Source organism: Sphingobacterium sp. UBA865 (genome assembly GCF_002295765.1).
GTDB classification, from domain to species: domain Bacteria; phylum Bacteroidota; class Bacteroidia; order Sphingobacteriales; family Sphingobacteriaceae; genus Sphingobacterium; species Sphingobacterium multivorum.
In genome coordinates, this window is the sequence record NZ_DBGB01000034.1 from 1 (window position 1) to 19,210 (window position 19,210).

General features: G+C 39.7%; 17 protein-coding genes and 3 tRNA genes. 13 read left to right on the forward strand and 7 right to left on the reverse strand.

All coding sequences use genetic code 11. The annotated features are described in order from the left end of the window. Positions 1-69 precede the first annotated feature (69 nt). Complete coding sequence (locus tag B2O97_RS18880) at positions 70-423, forward strand: ISAon1 family transposase N-terminal region protein (RefSeq protein WP_286767917.1); 354 nt, start codon at positions 70-72, stop codon at positions 421-423. After that, positions 416-1,399 (forward strand): ISAon1 family transposase, encoded by a 984-nt coding sequence (locus B2O97_RS18885; protein ID WP_286767918.1) that lies wholly within the window; start codon positions 416-418, stop codon positions 1,397-1,399. The genes B2O97_RS18880 and B2O97_RS18885 overlap by 8 nt, the downstream gene beginning before the upstream one ends. A gap of 140 nt (positions 1,400-1,539) precedes the next feature. On the opposite strand, the gene B2O97_RS18890 is transcribed toward B2O97_RS18885, so the two are convergent. From B2O97_RS18890 to B2O97_RS18900, 3 genes are all read right to left on the reverse strand, one after another. Then, positions 1,540-1,612: transfer RNA gene (locus B2O97_RS18890), tRNA-Thr, on the reverse strand. 33 nt (positions 1,613-1,645) lie between these two features. Further along, a tRNA-Thr gene (locus tag B2O97_RS18895) sits at positions 1,646-1,718 on the reverse strand. A 34-nt stretch (positions 1,719-1,752) separates the two neighbouring features. Next, positions 1,753-1,825 (reverse strand) — tRNA-Thr (locus B2O97_RS18900). Between the two features lie 271 nt (positions 1,826-2,096). Here B2O97_RS18900 and clpB point away from each other — a divergent pair. Further along, positions 2,097-4,697, forward strand: coding sequence for an ATP-dependent chaperone ClpB (gene clpB, locus B2O97_RS18905; RefSeq protein ID WP_070563832.1), 2,601 nt, complete (start codon positions 2,097-2,099; stop codon positions 4,695-4,697). Between the two features lie 59 nt (positions 4,698-4,756). On the opposite strand, the gene B2O97_RS18910 is transcribed toward clpB, so the two are convergent. Then, entirely contained in the window at positions 4,757-5,251 is a 495-nt protein-coding gene (locus tag B2O97_RS18910; RefSeq protein ID WP_070563829.1) for a TlpA family protein disulfide reductase, read from the reverse strand. A 157-nt stretch (positions 5,252-5,408) separates the two neighbouring features. Between B2O97_RS18910 and purN the strand changes: the two genes are divergently transcribed. Next, a complete protein-coding gene (gene purN / locus B2O97_RS18915) occupies positions 5,409-5,981 on the forward strand; it encodes a phosphoribosylglycinamide formyltransferase (protein WP_070563826.1) in 573 nt (190 codons plus the stop codon). 244 nt (positions 5,982-6,225) lie between these two features. Here purN and B2O97_RS18920 read toward each other — a convergent pair whose 3' ends face one another. Next, positions 6,226-7,458 carry an MFS transporter gene (locus tag B2O97_RS18920; RefSeq protein WP_070564477.1) on the reverse strand — a complete coding sequence of 411 codons (1,233 nt, stop codon included), beginning with the start codon at positions 7,456-7,458 and terminating at the stop codon, positions 6,226-6,228. Positions 7,459-7,549: 91 nt separating this feature from the next. Here B2O97_RS18920 and B2O97_RS18925 point away from each other — a divergent pair, with 91 nt between their 5' ends. The 9 genes from B2O97_RS18925 to B2O97_RS18965 all read left to right on the forward strand — a co-directional run bounded on the left by B2O97_RS18925 (position 7,550) and on the right by B2O97_RS18965 (position 16,961). Next, positions 7,550-8,047, forward strand: a complete 498-nt coding sequence (locus B2O97_RS18925) for a PaaI family thioesterase (protein ID WP_070563819.1) — start codon at positions 7,550-7,552, stop codon at positions 8,045-8,047. A 40-nt stretch (positions 8,048-8,087) separates the two neighbouring features. Continuing rightward, positions 8,088-8,510 carry a hypothetical protein gene (locus B2O97_RS18930; RefSeq protein WP_070563816.1) on the forward strand — a complete coding sequence of 141 codons (423 nt, stop codon included), beginning with the start codon at positions 8,088-8,090 and terminating at the stop codon, positions 8,508-8,510. Between the two features lie 101 nt (positions 8,511-8,611). Beyond that, positions 8,612-9,259, forward strand: coding sequence for an SCO family protein (locus tag B2O97_RS18935; RefSeq protein ID WP_070563813.1), 648 nt, complete (start codon positions 8,612-8,614; stop codon positions 9,257-9,259). Between the two features lies 1 nt (position 9,260). Further along, positions 9,261-9,680: a c-type cytochrome gene (locus tag B2O97_RS18940; protein ID WP_070563810.1), complete on the forward strand. Its 420-nt coding sequence runs from the start codon at positions 9,261-9,263 to the stop codon at positions 9,678-9,680. Between the two features lie 223 nt (positions 9,681-9,903). Next, positions 9,904-10,491 carry a TetR/AcrR family transcriptional regulator gene (locus B2O97_RS18945; protein WP_053003616.1) on the forward strand — a complete coding sequence of 196 codons (588 nt, stop codon included), beginning with the start codon at positions 9,904-9,906 and terminating at the stop codon, positions 10,489-10,491. A gap of 8 nt (positions 10,492-10,499) precedes the next feature. Further along, positions 10,500-11,825, forward strand: coding sequence for a TolC family protein (locus B2O97_RS18950; RefSeq protein ID WP_046673553.1), 1,326 nt, complete (start codon positions 10,500-10,502; stop codon positions 11,823-11,825). Positions 11,826-11,851: 26 nt separating this feature from the next. Continuing rightward, positions 11,852-13,009: an efflux RND transporter periplasmic adaptor subunit gene (locus B2O97_RS18955; protein WP_046673554.1), complete on the forward strand. Its 1,158-nt coding sequence runs from the start codon at positions 11,852-11,854 to the stop codon at positions 13,007-13,009. Positions 13,010-13,047: 38 nt separating this feature from the next. Then, positions 13,048-16,218: an efflux RND transporter permease subunit gene (locus tag B2O97_RS18960; RefSeq protein WP_046673555.1), complete on the forward strand. Its 3,171-nt coding sequence runs from the start codon at positions 13,048-13,050 to the stop codon at positions 16,216-16,218. A gap of 131 nt (positions 16,219-16,349) precedes the next feature. Then, positions 16,350-16,961, forward strand: a complete 612-nt coding sequence (locus B2O97_RS18965; RefSeq protein WP_070568850.1) for an HAD family hydrolase — start codon at positions 16,350-16,352, stop codon at positions 16,959-16,961. 80 nt (positions 16,962-17,041) lie between these two features. On the opposite strand, the gene B2O97_RS18970 is transcribed toward B2O97_RS18965, so the two are convergent. Together B2O97_RS18970 and B2O97_RS18975 are read right to left on the reverse strand one after the other, a co-directional pair. Continuing rightward, on the reverse strand, positions 17,042-18,403 hold the full coding sequence (locus B2O97_RS18970) for a hypothetical protein (RefSeq protein ID WP_286767919.1): 1,362 nt from the start codon (positions 18,401-18,403) through the stop codon (positions 17,042-17,044). 14 nt (positions 18,404-18,417) lie between these two features. Continuing rightward, a complete protein-coding gene (locus B2O97_RS18975; protein WP_046673558.1) occupies positions 18,418-19,023 on the reverse strand; it encodes an RNA polymerase sigma factor in 606 nt (201 codons plus the stop codon). Positions 19,024-19,210: the final 187 nt, after the last annotated feature.

The window sequence follows — 19,210 nt, forward strand, 5'->3', positions numbered from 1 at the left end:
GGATCAAGCTGAATTCTTGGGGGGAATGTCAAAAATTTCTTAGTTTAGCATCCTTAATACAGATATCCCTTGCAAGAAGCCGAACGTAAATTACTGTCCCTATTGATGCCCGAAGGGCTATTGGAATACTTTCAGATTTTAGAAGTCGATCAGGTTGACAATCAGCTCCACATTTATTTAGATGAGCTTAATATTGCTCCGACAGGCTATCAGAACAGCAAGTTGGAGTCAAAGGGCTTCATGCCTTCCACTGAGATTTCAGACTTTCCCATTCGAGGCCAGAAAGTTACGCTACATATCCGCCGTCGTCGCTGGACGGTCCTGGATACCGGAGAGATCATCACAAGAGATTGGAATCTGGTGCGTGAGGGTGCTCGAATGACTACGGAATTCGGGCTTTTTTTAAAGAAGATATTTGGATAATCATCCTGTAAGCGCCCAATTGGTAGGTCTGTTCTTCCAAATGGACGGTAAGCAACTACAGGATCAATACAAGAACCATCTCAGTGACTTCCAGGACTGGGACCAAAAGCCACACGCAGAGCAATGGACCCTTTTTCCTGATAACATATCGGAACACCTGAGCATCGATGAGACCAGCTTTAGCAACGGTGAACTTTACACGATCGTAAGCAGTAAATCAGCAAAGGGCAGGAAGGGAACCATATTGGCTACCATAAGAGGGACAAAGGCGGAAGATATTATTGCTGTATTAGAGCGCATTCCACTTAAACTAAGGAACAAAGTTAGGGAAGTAACGATGGATATGGCCCCCAATATGGCAAAGGCTATCCGTAGGTGTTTCAGAAATGCCAGAAGGGTTATCGATCGGTTTCATGTACAAAAACTTGCTTATGATGCTGTTCAGGAACTCCGTATCAAATACCGATGGGAAGTCTTAGATGCAGAAAGCAAAAAAATAATGGAATCGCGAAAACGGGGTATCCCATATGACCCCGAGTTGTTGCCTAATGGTGATACGCTCAAACAGCTATTAGCTAGGTCGAGACACCTCCTGTTCAAGCATCCAAGTCGATGGTCGGAAAGCCAAAAACGCCGTGCAGAACTGCTGTTCATCAGGTTTCCCAAGCTAAAACAGGCTTATGATCTTGGAGTTGCCTTAGGTGACATCTTCAATAAATGCAGGGATAAAAAAGTTGCTTTCACAAAGTTAGGACTGTGGCACAACCAGGTTGAGAACGCGGGTATTGCTTCATTCGAGAGTGTCGCAAGATCCATTGCAGCACATCATCAATACATTCTCCACTACTTCGACAATAGAAGCACCAATGCATCCGCAGAGTCCTTCAATGCAAAACTCAAAGCTTTCAGGAGCGTCTTCCGTGGAGTAAGGGATACAACATTCTTCCTGTACAGAGTGATGAAATTGTATGCTTAAAAATGATTACCCCCCAAACTTTCGGTATGATCCAGAAAATGGATAACACAGATATACCAAAGAAAATCGCTACAGCAGCAAAACTTAGTTTGGACTAAACAAAAAAAGATCCCTAAGAAATCTTGGGGATCTTTTTTATGAGCCTCTTATCGGAATCGAACCAATGACCTACTGATTACAAGTCAGTTGCTCTACCAGCTGAGCTAAAGAGGCTTTCAAATGAATTTTAATGAGTGTCGCTCAAAGAGCCTCTTATCGGAATCGAACCAATGACCTACTGATTACAAGTCAGTTGCTCTACCAGCTGAGCTAAAGAGGCTTTTTAAAGAAGTTTAATGCATGTTGCTTAAAAGAGCCTCTTATCGGAATCGAACCAATGACCTACTGATTACAAGTCAGTTGCTCTACCAGCTGAGCTAAAGAGGCGTTACTTCTTTTCAATCTTATAACGTCTGACCGTTTTAAGATGCTGCAAATATCGAAAGCTTAAACCAAAAATGCAAGTCGATTTCAAGAATTTTATACCCTGCTAAGCCAATTATTTAAAAATCAAGCGCATTATTTTTGACAACTGAAAATTTGTCATGATTCAATAAAAATTATTGCCATTTTTTCCGAAGTATAGCTTAAAACCCGAATGGCACTTCAATTGTTATAACCAATATGTATCAACGAAACTTTAAATAAGAGAATAAAAATGAATTTTAACAACTATACAATTAAAGCCCAAGAGGCTATACAAAAAGCTTCCGAAATTGCGGCTGGTCATCAACAACAGGCGATTGAGACAGCGCATATTTTAAAAGCTTTACTCACAGTGGATGAAAATGTTGTCAGCCACTTATTAAAAAAGTTAAATGTCAACATCAGCTATCTCGGGACTGAACTTGACAAACAAATTGAAGGTTTTCCGAAGGTTAGTGGCAGCAATATTTATTTAAGTAGCGATGCCAACAATGCACTTCAGAAAGCACAGGGCTATCTCAAAGAATTCAATGATGAATTTGTCTCGGTAGAGCATTTATTATTGGGTATTCTGGCAACTTCTGATAAAACCTCAACATTACTTAAGTCACAGGGCGTTACAGAAAAAGACTTAAAGACCGCCCTAAAAGAATTGCGCGGAAACAGTCGGGTAACTGATCAAAATGCGGAGGCCACCTACAATGCTTTGGGAAAATATGCCCGAAATTTAAATGAATATGCCGAATCCGGAAAATTGGATCCTGTGATTGGCCGTGATGAGGAAATTCGACGTGTGATGCAGATACTCTCCCGTCGTACCAAAAACAACCCGATACTTGTCGGTGAGCCTGGGGTTGGTAAAACGGCTATCGCGGAAGGTATTGCTTACAGAATTATTAAAGGCGACGCACCTGAAAACTTAAAATCTAAGATTGTATTTTCCTTAGATATGGGCGCTTTGGTTGCCGGAGCTAAATATAAAGGTGAATTTGAAGAACGTCTAAAAGCGGTTGTAAAAGAAGTTACCGATTCCAATGGAGACATCATACTCTTTATCGACGAAATCCATACATTGGTGGGTGCTGGAGGTGGTGAAGGTGCAATGGATGCGGCTAATATCCTCAAACCGGCGTTAGCTAGAGGTGAACTACGTGCAATTGGAGCGACAACCTTAAACGAATACCAAAAATACTTTGAGAAAGATAAAGCATTGGAGCGCAGGTTCCAGAAAGTTATGGTTGAAGAACCTGACACGCAAGATGCCATTTCCATTCTCCGTGGCCTAAAAGAACGCTACGAAACACACCATAAGGTACGCATTCTGGATGAGTCTATCATTGCTGCCGTGGAATTGTCACAGCGCTATATTGCCGATCGTTTTCTACCAGATAAAGCGATTGATTTAATTGATGAGGCAGCATCCAAATTGCGCCTTGAAATGGATTCTGTACCGGAAGCTGTCGATGAGCTTGAACGTCGTATCATGCAATTGGAAATTGAGCGTGAAGCTTTGAAACGTGAAAATGACGATAAAAAAGTTGCAGAATTATCGGAAAGTATCGCTAATCTATCTGCGGAAAGAGATACCTTAAGAGCGTCATGGCAAGAAGAAAAGAGTCTTGTTGACAATGTCAATCAAGAGATTGAGAATATTGAAAACTACAAACTCGAAGCTGAGCAGGCCGAACGTTCCGGAGACTATGGAAAGGTAGCAGAACTTCGTTATGGACGAATTAAAGAAGCGCAAGAAAAAGTGGACAAACTAAAGGCTGAACTCGCTGAAAAACAAGAAAGCAAGCGTATGCTCAAAGAAGAAGTTACTTCAGAAGACATTGCTGATGTTGTCGCAAAATGGACAGGAATACCTGTGAGCAAGATGATTCAATCAGAACGCGAAAAATTATTGAATCTGGAGGAAGAGCTTCATAAACGTGTCGCCGGTCAGGATGAAGCAATAGAAGCTATTTCCGATGCCATTCGTCGATCACGTGCTGGATTAAATGATGCGAAACGACCAATAGGATCGTTCATATTTTTGGGGACTACCGGAGTCGGAAAAACCGAACTTGCAAAAGCACTTGCCGAGTTCTTATTTGACGACGAACAATCCATGGTTCGTATTGATATGTCGGAATATCAAGAACGACACGCCGTGTCTCGTTTAATCGGAGCGCCTCCGGGATATGTCGGCTATGATGAAGGCGGACAGTTGACTGAAGCAGTCCGAAGAAGACCCTATTCTGTTGTTTTGTTAGATGAAATTGAAAAAGCTCATCCCGATGTATTCAATATCCTATTGCAGGTATTGGATGATGGCCATCTTACAGACAACAAAGGTCGTACGGTAAACTTCAAAAACACCATTATCATCATGACCTCCAATACGGGGTCAACCATTATACAGGAGAATTTCAGTCATCTGACCGATGATAATAGGGATGAAATTATCGCCAAAACACGCAATGAGGTCTTCGATCTTTTAAAACAGTCGATTCGCCCCGAGTTTTTGAACCGTATCGATGAAGTGATTATGTTTACGCCATTAAGTCGAGACGAAATTGGAGATATTGTTCGTTTACAATTTGCACATGTTCAGAAACAGCTGGCCGAACAAAATATATTCATTACGGCTTCTGATGAAGCAATGGATTGGTTGGCACAGCTTGGTTATGACCCAATTTATGGGGCTAGGCCACTAAAACGTGTTATTCAAAAACGAATTTTAAATGAACTATCAAAGGAAATTTTATCCGGAAAAGTAAATCGCGATTCGATTATTCGTCTGGATGTATTCGACGGTAAATTTGTGTTCATCAATAAACAAGAACAATAAAAAAAGAACGTCCGACAGTACTGTCGGACGTTCTTTTTTTATTGTTAATTTTTAAACATTTAACCTGTAATACCTAAAGCTTTTAACAACTTGTTTACATCGTCTTCGCCGTCCAAATGCTGTACCAATACTTTGGTTTTTGCGTCATAGATATAGAGCGATGGGTAATTGCCTGGCTTAAATTTTTCAATAAATTGAGTTCCAGCATCAAACAAGAATTTGACATTTGGGGCACTTTTCAATGCCTTCGCATGCATATTAATAAATCCATCGACATAAGGCTTATCATTCATGGAGATAAAATAGAAGGATACATTCTTGAATTTGGACAAATTGCGTGCGATACCAGCCCCCATTTTCTGGCAATGGCCACAACCCGGGTCGTAAAAATCCAACACAATATAGCCCGATTTTGGAAGCCTGTCTGAATTAAACTTGCTGGCCTGATAGACCTCCTCAAAAGTAAACGATGGAAGTGTTTTGGGTGCCTGTGCAAAAACAGGTTTAAATAAGAAAAATACACTTACAAAAAATAGGGAACAAAGGAACCTCATGTTAAAGAAATTTAAACCAACAGTGACTATTCAATTAATTTTAATCAATAATACTTAAAAATGCGCTTCAGTCAACTATTATTTTAGTTTTTTTACAAAAAATCCGTAAGTTTGGGCTAATTTTTAAATCGATCAAATCTATTAATACTTATTAATCGTGAAAAAACGAATTGCTATTTTTGCTTCAGGTTCAGGGTCCAATGCTCAAAAAATAATGGAACATTTCAAGTATTCAGATGAAGCTGAGGTTGCCTTGATTTTATCCAATAACCCTGATGCTTACGTTATTCAACGAGCCGACAATTTTGAAATACCTGCACATATATTTGATCGTGACGAATTTTACAAAACCGACAACGTTGTCAACATTCTTAAAAACTTAAATATTGATCTGATTGTTTTGGCGGGTTTTCTTTGGCTCGTTCCAAATAACCTGCTGAAAGCATTTCCAAATCAAATTATAAATATACATCCTGCTCTCCTACCAAAATATGGTGGCAAAGGTATGTATGGTGACCATGTACATAAAGCCGTTTTGGCCAATAAGGAAGAGGAACATGGCATTACGATCCATTTCGCAAATGAACATTTCGACGAGGGGGAAATTATATACCAAGCACGATTCAAAGTGGATCCCAACGATACTTTAGACATTATTAAATTTAAAGGACAGCAACTCGAACATCAGTACTTCCCTAAAATAATTGAAAATCTGATCAAAAAAATGTAAAAACAATCCTATTATTTAGAATTGTTTTAAACAAATTGTAACTTTGTATTATGAACGAAGTTATTGAATCTGTGTTGGAGATCGATGAGTCAGAAAATAAAGCTGGGTTGTTTCAGTTTCGGAATACGGCTATGAACCCTTTTTCTGACTTTTCTTGTGCCTGCTTTAAAAAGTGTTGCAAAAAATATAAAGAAGGCAAACGCTGTAAAAAATGTCCGGGACGAAAAAAATAGCTATTTATTGACTACTCTTCCAGGTAGTCTAAATCTTTATCAAAGCTTTCTTCTAACTGGGTCAACGAATAAATTGCTATACCCGAAAGAACGACAACCATTGTAATTGCTGCTGGCACAATTCCAAATGCATTTACTAGAAGTCCATATAGCATTGTTGACGGAATGAGTGCACCCCGTACAAAATTGGGGGCCGTCGTTGCGACAGTTGCTCTAAGATTTGTACCAAATTGTTCCGCTGAGATAGTCACAAAGGTTGCCCAATACCCTACTCCTAAGCCCATTATAAAGGCAAGGCTTAAAAACTTCGTCGCTGTAATACCATCACTCAATAAATACCATAGTGAGCTTCCAATGATAATTAATTGACATATAAACACCACTTTTTTGCGGGATTTTAAAATCTGTGCGAATATTCCTGCCAGTACATCCCCGATAGAAATACCGATATAGGTAAACATCACCCCTTGACCAGCACTCAGTGTACCTGCAGCCCCCAAGGCCTTGCCGATCTCCGGAGCTTGAGTAACCAAAACACCGACAACAAACCAGATTGGAAGACCAATGCATAGACAGTTGACATACCGTTTTAAGCGGCTTTTATTTGTGAAAAGCATGCGAATATCCCCTTTCACAACACCCGATTTATCTTGCTCCTTAAATAATCCTGATTCAAAAGAGCCAATGCGCAACAATAGCAACAGTAAGCCCATTCCACCACCGACAAAGTAGGCCGTCCGCCAGTCAAATTCTTCCGAGACAAAATAGGCCAATATAGCGCCTAAAACACCGACACCGGCAACCAACATGGTCCCATAACCGCGTTTTGATTTATGCATACTTTCAGAAACCAGGGTAATTCCCGCCCCCAGTTCTCCGGCCAAACCAACGCCCGCTATAAAACGAATAATACCATACATAAGCACATCATGTACAAAACCATTTGCAATATTCGCTACAGAGTATAAAAGAATCGATCCAAAAAGCACTTTTAAACGTCCAAATTTATCCCCTATAATCCCCCAAAGAATTCCACCCAACAGCAAACCGCCCATTTGCATATTGAGCACAAATTCACCTTTTACCCGCATCTCTTCCGCAGGGACGCCAATATCAGTGAAGGACTGAATACGGACGATGGAGAAAATAATCAAATCGTAGATATCGACGAAATAGCCCAGTGACGCAATCATAACCAGTAACCACACTTTTTTATTGGGTTGTTTTTCTTTTATTGTTGACATTTTAGGTTTTTTGATCTGTAAAAATACCATAGTGAAGCTATAAAACCAAGATTTCGAAAAATAATCCGACACATTGTTTTATTTTTGCATCATGAGATATAGTCCACTTGCCTTAACATGGCTATTACGTATTTACCCGCCCTTTCTATTTCAAGGAATCTGGGTAAAAAAAATTAGTCCTGGCTTCCAAGGTGCCAAAGTAAAAATATATAAAACACCATTCAACATCAATACCAACAAAACACTCTTTGGTGGAACAATCTTTTCTGCAGCAGACCCCATCTTCCCTATCCTAATCGACCAATACCTTCAAAAAATTGGCTTTAAGAAAACCGTTGCTTGGTTAAAATCATCACAGATCACCTTTAAGAAACCCGGCAAAACCAGCGTGGAATATTCTGTGCAACTCTCAGAGGAAATCCTTGAAGAATGTGCCCATATTATCCGCACAAAAGGCAAAGTAGTTAAGGATTTTACCCTGGAAATTAAAGATAAGTCTGGTGACCTCTGTGCCACGGTACGTTGTGAAACCTATATTCGTGACTTGAATTTTACATTCCCTTCCAGAAATCGAAATATTGAGCCATAAGAAATTAATATATTTGTCCAATTACCAAAAAACATAAAACATGAATAAAATCGCGTTTGTAGCTATCGCATCCTTGGCAATAGCAGCATGTGGAACCCAGGGAAATGGTGCAACAGGTGTAAAAGCCCTGCAAGATTCAACTATTAAGATACATGATGAAATTATGCCTCAAATCGCTCATTTCGACCGCGATGTTGTTAAGATAGATTCTATTTTGGCAAATTTAAAAAACCTAAAAACAACTAAGGCTGATTTAGACACCAATTTAACAAGAAAAGAGCTAAGCACATTGAAAGCTAATTTAGAAAGTGCTACAGACCATATGATGGACTGGATGAAAGGATATAACCCAGATTCAACAGATGTTAAATATTTTGAAACAGAGCTTCAAAAAGTAAGTGATATGAAAAAAATATTTGATAATGTTGCTAAAGAAAGCCAAGACAAATTAAAGAATTTTTAAATCCAAAAATTCAAATAACACAGTCCGCCCCTCTTTAGGTTAACATTAAGTTGTTCGTGTAAAGATGGAATCAAGCTTTAACAAACAAAACTATTAAATACATGAGATCCATAACTAAATTTTACTGCGCAACTGGTCTTTTACTCGGTTTATTTTCCTGTAAAAACAATAGCCAGACAAGCTTACCCATCTATGGCGAAAGAGAAGCTGTAGAAAAAACAGTTGATGGAAAACAAATCGTAGATACAGTCTATCATACTATTCCGCCTTTTAAACTGCTCAATCAGGATAGTACAATGATTTCAGACAAAGATTTTGAGGGTAAAGTATATATCGCCAACTTCTTCTTTACCCATTGTCCAAGTATCTGTCCAACGATGAATCGCAACCTATTAAAGATATACCAGCAATACAAGGATAATGAAGAAGTTCGTTTCCTGTCCCATAGTATAGACTTTAAATACGATCAACCCTACGTACTGAAAGATTATGCCAATAAATTGGGTGTAACCAATAATCACTGGCAATTTGTTTCGGGGACTAAAGCAGAAATATATGGTCTAGCCAATCAATACCTGGTTTATACCGCTGAAGATAAAAATGCGCCTGGAGGTTACGATCATCAGGGGTACCTTGTCTTAATAGACAAAGATAAGCGAATTCGGGGCGCCTACGACGGTACAAATGATGAGCAAGTAAAAAAACTGATGAACGACTTACCTTTACTCTTGAGCAAGGATAAAAAATAACATGCACATTCTCTTAAAAACAGGTATAACAATTGGTGCTATTTTAGCGGTCTTGATAAGCTGTCAGCATGAAGTTGATATCAAAACTGCGCAATATGCGGTCAACGGTCAAAAGGTATACCGAACACATTGTCAAAATTGTCATGGAGAGAAAGGTGAAGGATTGGGCAATCTCTATCCGCCCCTAACCGATACCACCTTTCTGCAAACTCATCGTCAAGATCTTGCTTGCATCATCAAGCACGGAACTTCTGGTGAACTTGAAGTTGCGGGTAAAAAGTTTAATAATACCATGCCCGCTTCAAATCTTTCCGCAATTGATATCGCTTATGTATTAACCTATATCAATACCAAGATCAACAAAGGGAAAAATTTATATCCTTTGGAAGATGTTGAGAAAAGTTTAAAAGGTTGCAAATAGAAAAGCGGTGATTTAATCAAATCACCGCTTTTCTATTTGCGATCCTTCACCTCTACCTCCCCTCCACCGATCAAAAAAAATAAAAATACGAAAACAATTTCATCTCTTTTTCCTTATTGTATTATTGATTCAAATCGTTTTATATTTATTGATTTATAACAATATTCTGACATTTTGGATCTAAATTAATCGTTAATTTTGCAACCGAATGAACGTTCGATTGATGAATTCCAATGAAAAAATTGCGGCAGTATTTGCCAGCACACTAAAACTTATACAAACAAACGGCTTCCATGGAACGCCGATGAGCAAAATCGCACAAGAGTCTGATGTAGCAATTGGGACTATCTACCATTATTTCCCGTCAAAAGACGATCTAATTTTTGGTTTGTTCAAACATTGTAGAACACTACTCAATGAGTATATTTTTGATGGTATAAAAGATGATTTCGACTATAAAGACTCATTTTTTCATATTTGGCGCAACTTTGTCAAGTTCTATCTAGAGAACGGGCACATCTTTAGTTTTTTTGAGCAGTTTTTTTCCTCTCCTTATTACGAGAAGAACAAAGCTGAGATACAAGAACCTGTGGGGGGGCAAAACAAAGTTGTTGATTTTTTACAGGAAGGCATTGATCGAAAAATTTTGAAGCAGGTAGATGTCCATCTTTTGGTGGCAAGTTACATTGGCGTGGCACTATCAACTGTTCACAGCATCAAATTTAAAGATCTCAAGTTTTCCGAACAAAATGTGGAGGACTTAATGGGGATTATTTGGGATGGGGCTATTAATAGAGAAAAAAATAATTAATTACATATATGAAGTTTAATAAAATCGTTTATTCCTTAGCGGCCCTATCGCTTTTGAGTAATACAGGATTTGCACAACAGCAATCTGAAAACTTGCCGGCAAATGCAACACTTCAGCAGCTGATTGATTACGCCTTACGTAATCAAATCGCTGTAAAACAAGCGCAATTGGACGAGACCATCGGTGAAAAGGATATTGACATCTCTCTTTCAGGTTGGTATCCACAATTGGGTCTAAAAGGAAGTTATAATTATAATGTCATTGTTCCATTAGCAAATATTGGCGGAAATAATATCAAAATGGGGCAGAACAATGCAAGTGCATTAACGCTTCAAGCGGATCAACAGATCCTAAATCCAGAGCTAATGCAGGCGAAGAAAGCGGCAGAATTGGTACGTCTTGGCAATAAACAAAATACGGAGAACAAAAAGATCACCGCTGTTGTAGAGGTCAGCAAAGCCTATTATGATATCCTAACTTCGGAAGAGCAGATCAAGATTGTACGAGAAAATATCGCTCGCCTCCAAAAACAATTGAAAGATGCAAAATCTCAATACGATGTGGGCTTAGTCGATAAGACCGACTATAAGCGAGCACAAATTGCTTTGGCAAATTCGAATGCAGACGAGAAAAGAACGGTTGAGCTTCGCAAATATAAATACGAATACCTCAAACAATTGCTAGCTTTGGATAAAAGCAAAAATTTGACGCTATCCTTTGACAATAGCAATATGGAATCAGAAATTTTGTTAGACACAACTGCTGGAATAAATGTCTCTAATCGAATTGAATTCCAACAATTGGAAACATCCAAAAAAATCCAGCAGTTGAGCACGCAATACTATAAATGGACATATTTACCAAGTGTAAGTGCTTTTTATAATTACGCTTTCAACTATCGAAATGATAAATTTAGTAAACTTTACTCCGATAATTTCCCGGGTTCAGTTGCCGGCCTAAATGTTTCTTTTTCAATTTTCGACGGATTTAAACGTAAAAAACAAATCAATAAGTCCAGATTGCAGGAAGAAAGAATTGACTGGGACATCAAAAATTTAGAAAATAGCATTAACACAGAGTATTCGCTGGCAAGAGCAACCTATAATGCTAACTTAAATGATTGGAAAACAGCTAAAGAAAATGTGGAACTCTCCAAAGAAGTATACGAGACCATCAAACTTCAATATGACGAAGGTATCAAAACTTACCTCGATCTAATGACAGCAGAAACTGATCTCAAAACAACGCAACTTAATTATTTGAACTCCCTCTATGCACTATTATCAAGTAAATTAGATGTTCAGAAAGCAGTTGGGGCAATCCACACAAATTAATTAATAAACGGAAACTAATACAAATCATGAATAAAAGACAATTATTATTCGCTTTCTTCCTTGGGACGGCATTAGTATGGACCTCTTGTGGAAATAAGGATGCAAAAAAGCAAGGTGCAGCACAGGCTCAGGCTGAAAAAGTTGTTCCTGTCAGCTTTGGCGTAGCATCACATGAGATTGTTACAGGTACAATCAGCTATCCAGCAACAGTCAAACCGTTGAACGAAGCAGATCTATATGCGGAAGTAAGCGGCTATATCACCAAAATATATGTTTCTGACGGCGCAGTAGTTTCCGCAGGACAAGCGCTTTATGAAATTGATGGAACACGCTACAATGCGGCTGTCCAACAAGCTAAAGCAAGCTTACAGGTAGCACAAACGGATTTGGACCGCCAAAAAAGAGATCTAGCGCGCTACCAAACATTAGCCGATAAAGATGCGATTGCGAAGCAGGTATTTGACAATGCAGTTTCGAATGTAGCCGCTTCGCAGGCACAGGTAGAGTCTGCTCGTGCAGCTTTGGTCACCGCGAATACAAACTTATCGCGTTCGACCATTCGGGCTCCTTTTAGTGGTACCGTAGGAATATCACAGGTACGTTTGGGCGCCTTGGTCAATCCAGGTACGACCCTATTGAATACCTTGTCTTCAACTAGCCCAATAGCTGTTGAATTTCAGGTAAATGAAAAGGATATTACCAAATTTACCCAACTGCAAAGTAGCCATTCATCATCGGATCTTTCTCTTGTATTGCCAAATGGAAGTACGTATGAAGGTAAAGGAACAATCACAACCATCGACCGCGCAGTTGACCCTGCAACCGGGACGATCAAAGTGCGCGCTACTTTCCCCAACAATGCCAACGAATTGCGGGCCGGTATGAATATTACGATGAATGTATCGACAACCTCAGCTACGGAAGAAGTTGTGGTTCCTTACAAAGCCGTTTTCGAACAGCTTGGCGTATTTAACCTCTATACCGTAAATGATAGCAGTAAAGCTGAAATTCGCCAAGTAAAATTAGGTATTAAAGCCGGTGACAAAATTGTGATCAAAGAAGGTGTTAAAGATGGTGAGAAAATCGTTGTCGATGGTGCCATGAATGTCCAAAATGGAGTTAAAGTAGTTGACGCTGCTGTCGCTGCCCAACAGGCTGCAAAAGGCGCACCTCAAGGAAAATAACACCATTAATTTTTTAAAGAGAATCTAAAAGATATAGAATGATTTCAGAAGTATTTATTAAGAGGCCAGTTACCGCAATCGTTATTTCGATATTGATTTCAATTATCGGGATCATTGCAGTATCCACGTTGCCAATTAGCCAGTATCCTTCTATTGCACCTCCAACAGTAACGGTTACGGCCAATTACACCGGAGCTGATGCACAGACGGTTGAACAAACCGTGACAACTCTTATCGAGAGTCAGATCAATGGTACACCTGGCATGATTTATATGTCGTCCAATAGTACGTCAAATGGTCAAGCAACAATTACGGTGACATTTGAAGTAGGTACGGATATCGATATTGCGACCTTAGACGTACAAAACCGTGTGGGAATCGCTGAACCAGCCCTTCCGGAAGCGGTAAGACGTTTGGGGATTACAACCCGTAAAGCCAATAACGATATCTTGATGTTGGTTGCTTTAACTTCACCAAAAGGAACTAGAAGTGAAAATTTCTTGGCCAATTACAACAACTTATACGTTAAAGATGCACTTTTGCGTGTGAAAGGCGTCGGTGATGTAACGGCTTTCGGGCAACCATTCTCGATGCGCGTGTGGCTTGACGCAAATAAATTAGCCAACCTGAGCATGACTCCTGCTGATGTATCCACAGCAATTGCCGAACAAAACTCCCGTATACCTGGTGGTAGCGTTGGTGGACGTCCACAAGAGTCTTCGACGGTATTTGAATATCCGATCATTACCGATAGTGATCTTTCAAATCCCGAGGACTTTGAAAACATCGTTGTAAAAACCAATAAAGATGGATCCATCGTACTCTTAAAGGATGTTGCGCGTGTTGAATTGGGTCAATTTAATTATGGTACATCATCTACCGTAAATGGTATGACTTCATCTGCGATGATGATCAATCAAACCCCAGGAGGAAATGCCGTAGAATCCGCAAAAGGTATTGTCGATGCTTTGGAAAAATTAAAGAAATCTTTTCCAACGGATGTAGATTATACGATCAGTTATGAGACGGTGTCGGTTGTGAATGCCTCTATTTCTTCGGTTATCCACACCTTGGTTGAAGCATTGATTCTGGTAACGGTCGTGGTATTTTTCTTCCTTCAAAGCTGGAGAGCAACATTAATTCCCGTACTGGCAATCCCCGTATCCATCATCGGTACTTTCATCTTCTTCCTAATGTTTGGCTTTTCGGTCAACAACCTGACCATGCTTGCCTTTGTATTGGCCATCGGTATTGTGGTGGATGATGCCATCGTTGTGGTGGAAGCCGTCCAGCACTATATTGACCATTATAAACTGGATGCAAAAGAAGCGACACGTCGTGCCATGGGCGATATCACTGCTCCGGTTATTGCAATTGCATTAATTTTGGCTGCGGTATTCGTTCCGGTTGGTTTTATCCCTGGAATGGTTGGTAAATTATATCAACAGTTTGCAATCACCATTGCAGTATCCGTTATGCTGTCTGCATTTATCGCACTTTCGTTAACCCCAGCATTATGTTCAATTTTATTAAAGCCGACAGCAGTACATGAAGGCGCTAAAGGTTTGAATAAATTTTTCTACAAATTTAATATTTGGTTTGAAAAAGTGACCATCAGGTACTCAAATGGTGTAAAACAGGCTATCAAAAAAGCACCACTGGTATTGATTATTCTGTTATGTATTTTTATCGGAACAGGCTGGATGTTTACAACCAAACCAACTGGATTTATTCCTTCAGAGGATGGTGGTGCATTTTTCGCCGGTATTACATTGCCAGAAGGTTCTTCTTCTGCGCGTACAAATGAAGTTCTTAAAGAGATTGAAGCCGATCTACACAAGACATTTCCAGAAATCAAGTATGTTACTGCAATTTCCGGTATCAATATTTTGAACCGCGCGTTTAAATCCAATGGTGCAACAGTGTTCGTTTCGCTTAAACCTTGGGAAACCCGTACACGCACGGCAAACGATATCGCTGGTATGATTATGGGTAAATACCAGGGCTATACCAAAGCAAGGGTGTTGGCGGTAACGCCACCAGCAATTCCGGGTCTAGGTACATCTGGAGGTTTCTCTATGCAGGTACAGGATTTACAGACGGTAAATATCAAAGATTTCGAAGCGACAGTCGGCAAATTCTTGATGGCTGCCAACCAACGTCCAGAAATTGGCATGGCTTATACCCTATTTAATACCAACTCTCCCAACTACAAATTGGAAGTGAACCGCGAACAGGCAAAACGCATGGGCGTGCCTATCTCCAGTATTTATTCGACGATATCATCCTATTTGGGTAGTAGCTATGTGAATGATTTTACAAAGTATGGTCGTAGTTACCGTGTCGTCACACAAGCTGATATCCCGTACCGTATGAATATTGAAGACATCAACAAATTGTATGTCAATAATGTGTCGGGAAACCCTGTACCGATGGGTACGCTGGTTAAGTATGAATTGATGACTATGCCTTCGATCATCAATCACTACAATATCTTTAGAAGTGTAGAGATCAATGGTAGTTCGGCCCCTGGTTACTCATCAGGAGATGCTTTGAAAGCCTTACAAGAAGTAGCTGCACAAACATTACCAGAAGGTTTTGACTATCAGTTCTCCGGTCTGTCGCTGCAAGAGATGCAATCGGGATCAAAAACTGTCCAAATTTTTGCGTTGTGTATCCTGTTTGTGTTCTTGCTTTTAGCCGCATTATACGAAAGTTGGTCTGTACCATTCTCTATTTTATTATCTGTTCCTTTAGGTGTATTTGGGGCCATATTAACCCTAACATTAATCCCTACATTGGATAATAACATCTATGCGCAGATTGGTCTGGTCACCATCATTGGACTTGCTGCCAAGAATGCGATTCTAATCGTAGAGTTTGCTAAGGAACGGGTTGATATCGGGATGAACCTTTATGAAGCGACATTAGATGCTGTAAAATTGCGTCTACGCCCAATTATCATGACGTCCTTTGCCTTCATCTTGGGGATTATTCCATTGATGCTATCTCATGGAGCTGGAGCAATTTCTCGCCAAACAATCGGTTGGACGGTATTTGGTGGTATGACTGCAGCCACACTCCTAGCGATCTTTATCGTTCCGGTACTATTCGTTGTGATTACACGTATGGCATATGGTAAGAAAAAATTGGCTGAATTAGAAGCGAATTTCGATGAAGAGAAAGCGAAAAATTTAAGTTCACACTAATTATACGCTGCCTCCGTGAAGAATCCCCACGGAGCTAACAGCAAGAAGCCTTTCCTTGTAACAAGGGAAAGGCTTCTTTTTTGCTCGTCCAATTATATTTTTTTATTTTTACTGCTCACTATTAAAAGTATATGTCACCTGAATCACAACGAAAATTTGAATTACTAAACCTTCTTGCCGAATCCTACGACGCACTATTATTTGATGTCGATGGTACCCTGGCAGATAATATGGACGCACATAAACAAGCCTATAAAGCTGCAGCCAAACAATACGGAGTCGAGTTGGACGTCAATTTGATTGATGAAACTGCCGGATGGCCCACTGTGGCTGTTGCAGAGGAAATCAGCAAACGCTATGAGGTAGATTTCGATTATCAAGAATTTTCCACACTAAAGTCTACTATTTTTCGAGACGAGTATGTTTTCAAGACGAAACCTGTAGATTACGTTGTTGAACATCTAAAATATCAGAAAGGTAAAAAACACATCGCTGCCGTTTCAGGAGGAACCAGAACAACCTTATCCATGACATTAACCACCATTGGTGTATGGGATGATTTGGAAACACTGGTTTGTGCTGGAGATACAGCTGAGGGAAAACCTTCACCACAACCCTTTCTTTTGGCAGCTGCTCAATTGAATATTGCTCCGGAAAGATGCCTGGTCTACGAAGACGGGACCCCAGGAGTTGAAGGTGCGAAAGCCGCAGGAATGGGTTGGGTTCGCGTTGATGAAATTTAATAAACCCCAATTTGCAGACTATAAAAAAAGCCGCAGTAAACTTCAAGCTTACTGCGGCTTTTTTTATAACATTATGCTATTTAAAAACTAGTAATTATTTTCACTCCCCCGTTGCTATAGTTCAAATCGGATGATTTCAAATTTCCGATTGGAGCTTTATAATAAGGCTCTACAGAAATGGATAATTTTCCAACTTTCTGTTTCCGACCAACTGAAAAATTAATAAAGCCGTTCACACCTTTATCATCAACATTTTTGTCTTGAGATTTTTGTCTGTACTCCGTATTATTTGTTTCATAGATCGTTGCCCGTTCCTGATCCAATACACCAACATAGGATACACCGACTGAGGTATAGAAATTCTTGTTTATCGCGTATCTAACATCCAATGGGATATCAACTGTTAGGATTTTACCTGAAACCCGTTCATTACTCTTTGCATCTTTTGCATCTGCTGCCCGCATCGCAAAGGAATTATTCAAATTCGATTGAGAAATATAATTTGGCGCATCTGCATTAAGAGAATTTGATCCCATTGCAGGAGTGATGGGTGAATTACCCGAAACAGCTCCATAATGTTGAATGGAAGCTCCTGAACGAAGACTTACTTTGCTCGAAATATTATAGGCTAGCGCGACCCCACCACCGAGCGTTATGCTTTCCGATGTAGAGGCTGGGGATACAAAAGCGCCCATTTCCCATTTTTTATCTTGAGGAATGTTCGTGTGAACAACACTAGTTCTTGTTCTCCCTTGTTGCGCATCATACAATTGCGCGAGTTTTACAGCGTCACGTTGCGTTTGATTAACAGGCGGGATTAGCCCTGAATTGGTCGATGCAATAACGGTTTTATTCGTCAACGTGTTATTTGTTGACGCGCTTGCCCGTTCCGCTTCACTTTCCGTTAAACCAACCTGCGCTGAAAATGAATTATTTTTCAATTGCATGGACTGTAGCCTTCTTAAATCGGCTGATACAGCCACATCGTGGCCCCGCATTAATTGCCCAGTACTCAATACCAAGTGGTGATTGTCCAAATTTTCAGTTGAATGGTCCCCTGGCACAGAATAGGCATAGGGCTTCTTCGCTGATAATACCTCTGCACTTACAATCCTATCGCCCGTAACACCCGATAACGAACGCTGTATCGATTCTTTTAAATCCTTATGATCACCTAACACATCTTCTCGTTCTGGCAGATGTGTTAAAACGACTGCAGGTGAATCAGTCTCCACATTCGTCTTTAGCCCCCAATATCCTACACCAAAACACAATAACACAGCCGCAGCAGCACTCCAATACTTCCAATTAGAGGAGCGATGTGCTGAAACGCCATAATTTGAGGCAAATTTCTCCCAGGAACCTTCTTTATAAGGTAGTTCATGGTCTTTTAATTGTCCAATGATCTCTTCTATCAATTCCTTTTTCTTATTGTCTTTCATCGTAACAACACTATTTATCTTATTTCTTGAACTACGCCTGTATAATCCAAGTATAATTTTCTAAGTTTTTGTTTCGCTCGCGTCAGATAAGTCCTTGACGTACTATCTGGTATGTTAAGCATCTGGGCTATTTCATCATGCGAATAACCCTCAATTTCATAGAGATTAAAAATAGTTTTTTGAATTTCGGGGAGCTGATCGAGCAGACGCATAATCTCATTGACCTCTAGTCGACTGTCCAATTGTACTGCAGGAGTATGCATATCCCCTTCTCCCAAATCTTCAACCGAATAAAACTGCTTTTTACTTCGTAAAAAATCAATCGAAATATTGGCAGCAATTCGCCCTATCCAAGCTCTAAATGATTTTTCGAGATTTTCATCATCAATATCCCTATTAAATGATTCTAATTTCCGAAATACCCGAACAAAACTTTCATTTACAAGCTCTTCCGCGTCCACATCCTGCTTAACATAACGAATAATAATAGCCATGAGATAACCATAATACTTCTTATAAACGAAGGCCTTGCCGTCCTCACGATCGCGTAAGCAACGTTCTAAGGCATCCTGTAAAGATGATAGCTTCTTGTTATAAAAATATGACCGAATTATACCCACTTAAACCATTTAATTATTAAGTTTCAAACTTAGACAAATTGCCTTTCATATGCAATCAATAACATATGCCATGTAAACAATCTATCGAATTCTCCCCTTCAAGATGAACGTTTTTTTCGAGGAGATAACGAAATTAAAATTATAAAACTCAACATCAAATAGCCGAATGTCCCCTTGTAATAATATC

Excerpts from the sequence above, each read along its gene's own strand:
- clpB (WP_070563832.1), top strand. The coding sequence starts at position 2,097 with ATGAATTTTAACAACTATACAATTAAAGCCCAAGAGGCTATACAAAAA.
- B2O97_RS18910 (WP_070563829.1), bottom strand. The coding sequence starts at position 5,251 with ATGAGGTTCCTTTGTTCCCTATTTTTTGTAAGTGTATTTTTCTTATTT.
- B2O97_RS18920 (WP_070564477.1), bottom strand. The coding sequence starts at position 7,458 with ATGTCAACAATAAAAGAAAAACAACCCAATAAAAAAGTGTGGTTACTG.
- B2O97_RS18925 (WP_070563819.1), top strand. The coding sequence starts at position 7,550 with ATGAGATATAGTCCACTTGCCTTAACATGGCTATTACGTATTTACCCG.
- B2O97_RS18930 (WP_070563816.1), top strand. The coding sequence starts at position 8,088 with ATGAATAAAATCGCGTTTGTAGCTATCGCATCCTTGGCAATAGCAGCA.
- B2O97_RS18935 (WP_070563813.1), top strand. The coding sequence starts at position 8,612 with ATGAGATCCATAACTAAATTTTACTGCGCAACTGGTCTTTTACTCGGT.
- B2O97_RS18940 (WP_070563810.1), top strand. The coding sequence starts at position 9,261 with ATGCACATTCTCTTAAAAACAGGTATAACAATTGGTGCTATTTTAGCG.
- B2O97_RS18945 (WP_053003616.1), top strand. The coding sequence starts at position 9,904 with ATGAATTCCAATGAAAAAATTGCGGCAGTATTTGCCAGCACACTAAAA.
- B2O97_RS18950 (WP_046673553.1), top strand. The coding sequence starts at position 10,500 with ATGAAGTTTAATAAAATCGTTTATTCCTTAGCGGCCCTATCGCTTTTG.
- B2O97_RS18955 (WP_046673554.1), top strand. The coding sequence starts at position 11,852 with ATGAATAAAAGACAATTATTATTCGCTTTCTTCCTTGGGACGGCATTA.
- B2O97_RS18960 (WP_046673555.1), top strand. The coding sequence starts at position 13,048 with ATGATTTCAGAAGTATTTATTAAGAGGCCAGTTACCGCAATCGTTATT.
- B2O97_RS18965 (WP_070568850.1), top strand. The coding sequence starts at position 16,350 with ATGTCACCTGAATCACAACGAAAATTTGAATTACTAAACCTTCTTGCC.
- B2O97_RS18970 (WP_286767919.1), bottom strand. The coding sequence starts at position 18,403 with ATGAAAGACAATAAGAAAAAGGAATTGATAGAAGAGATCATTGGACAA.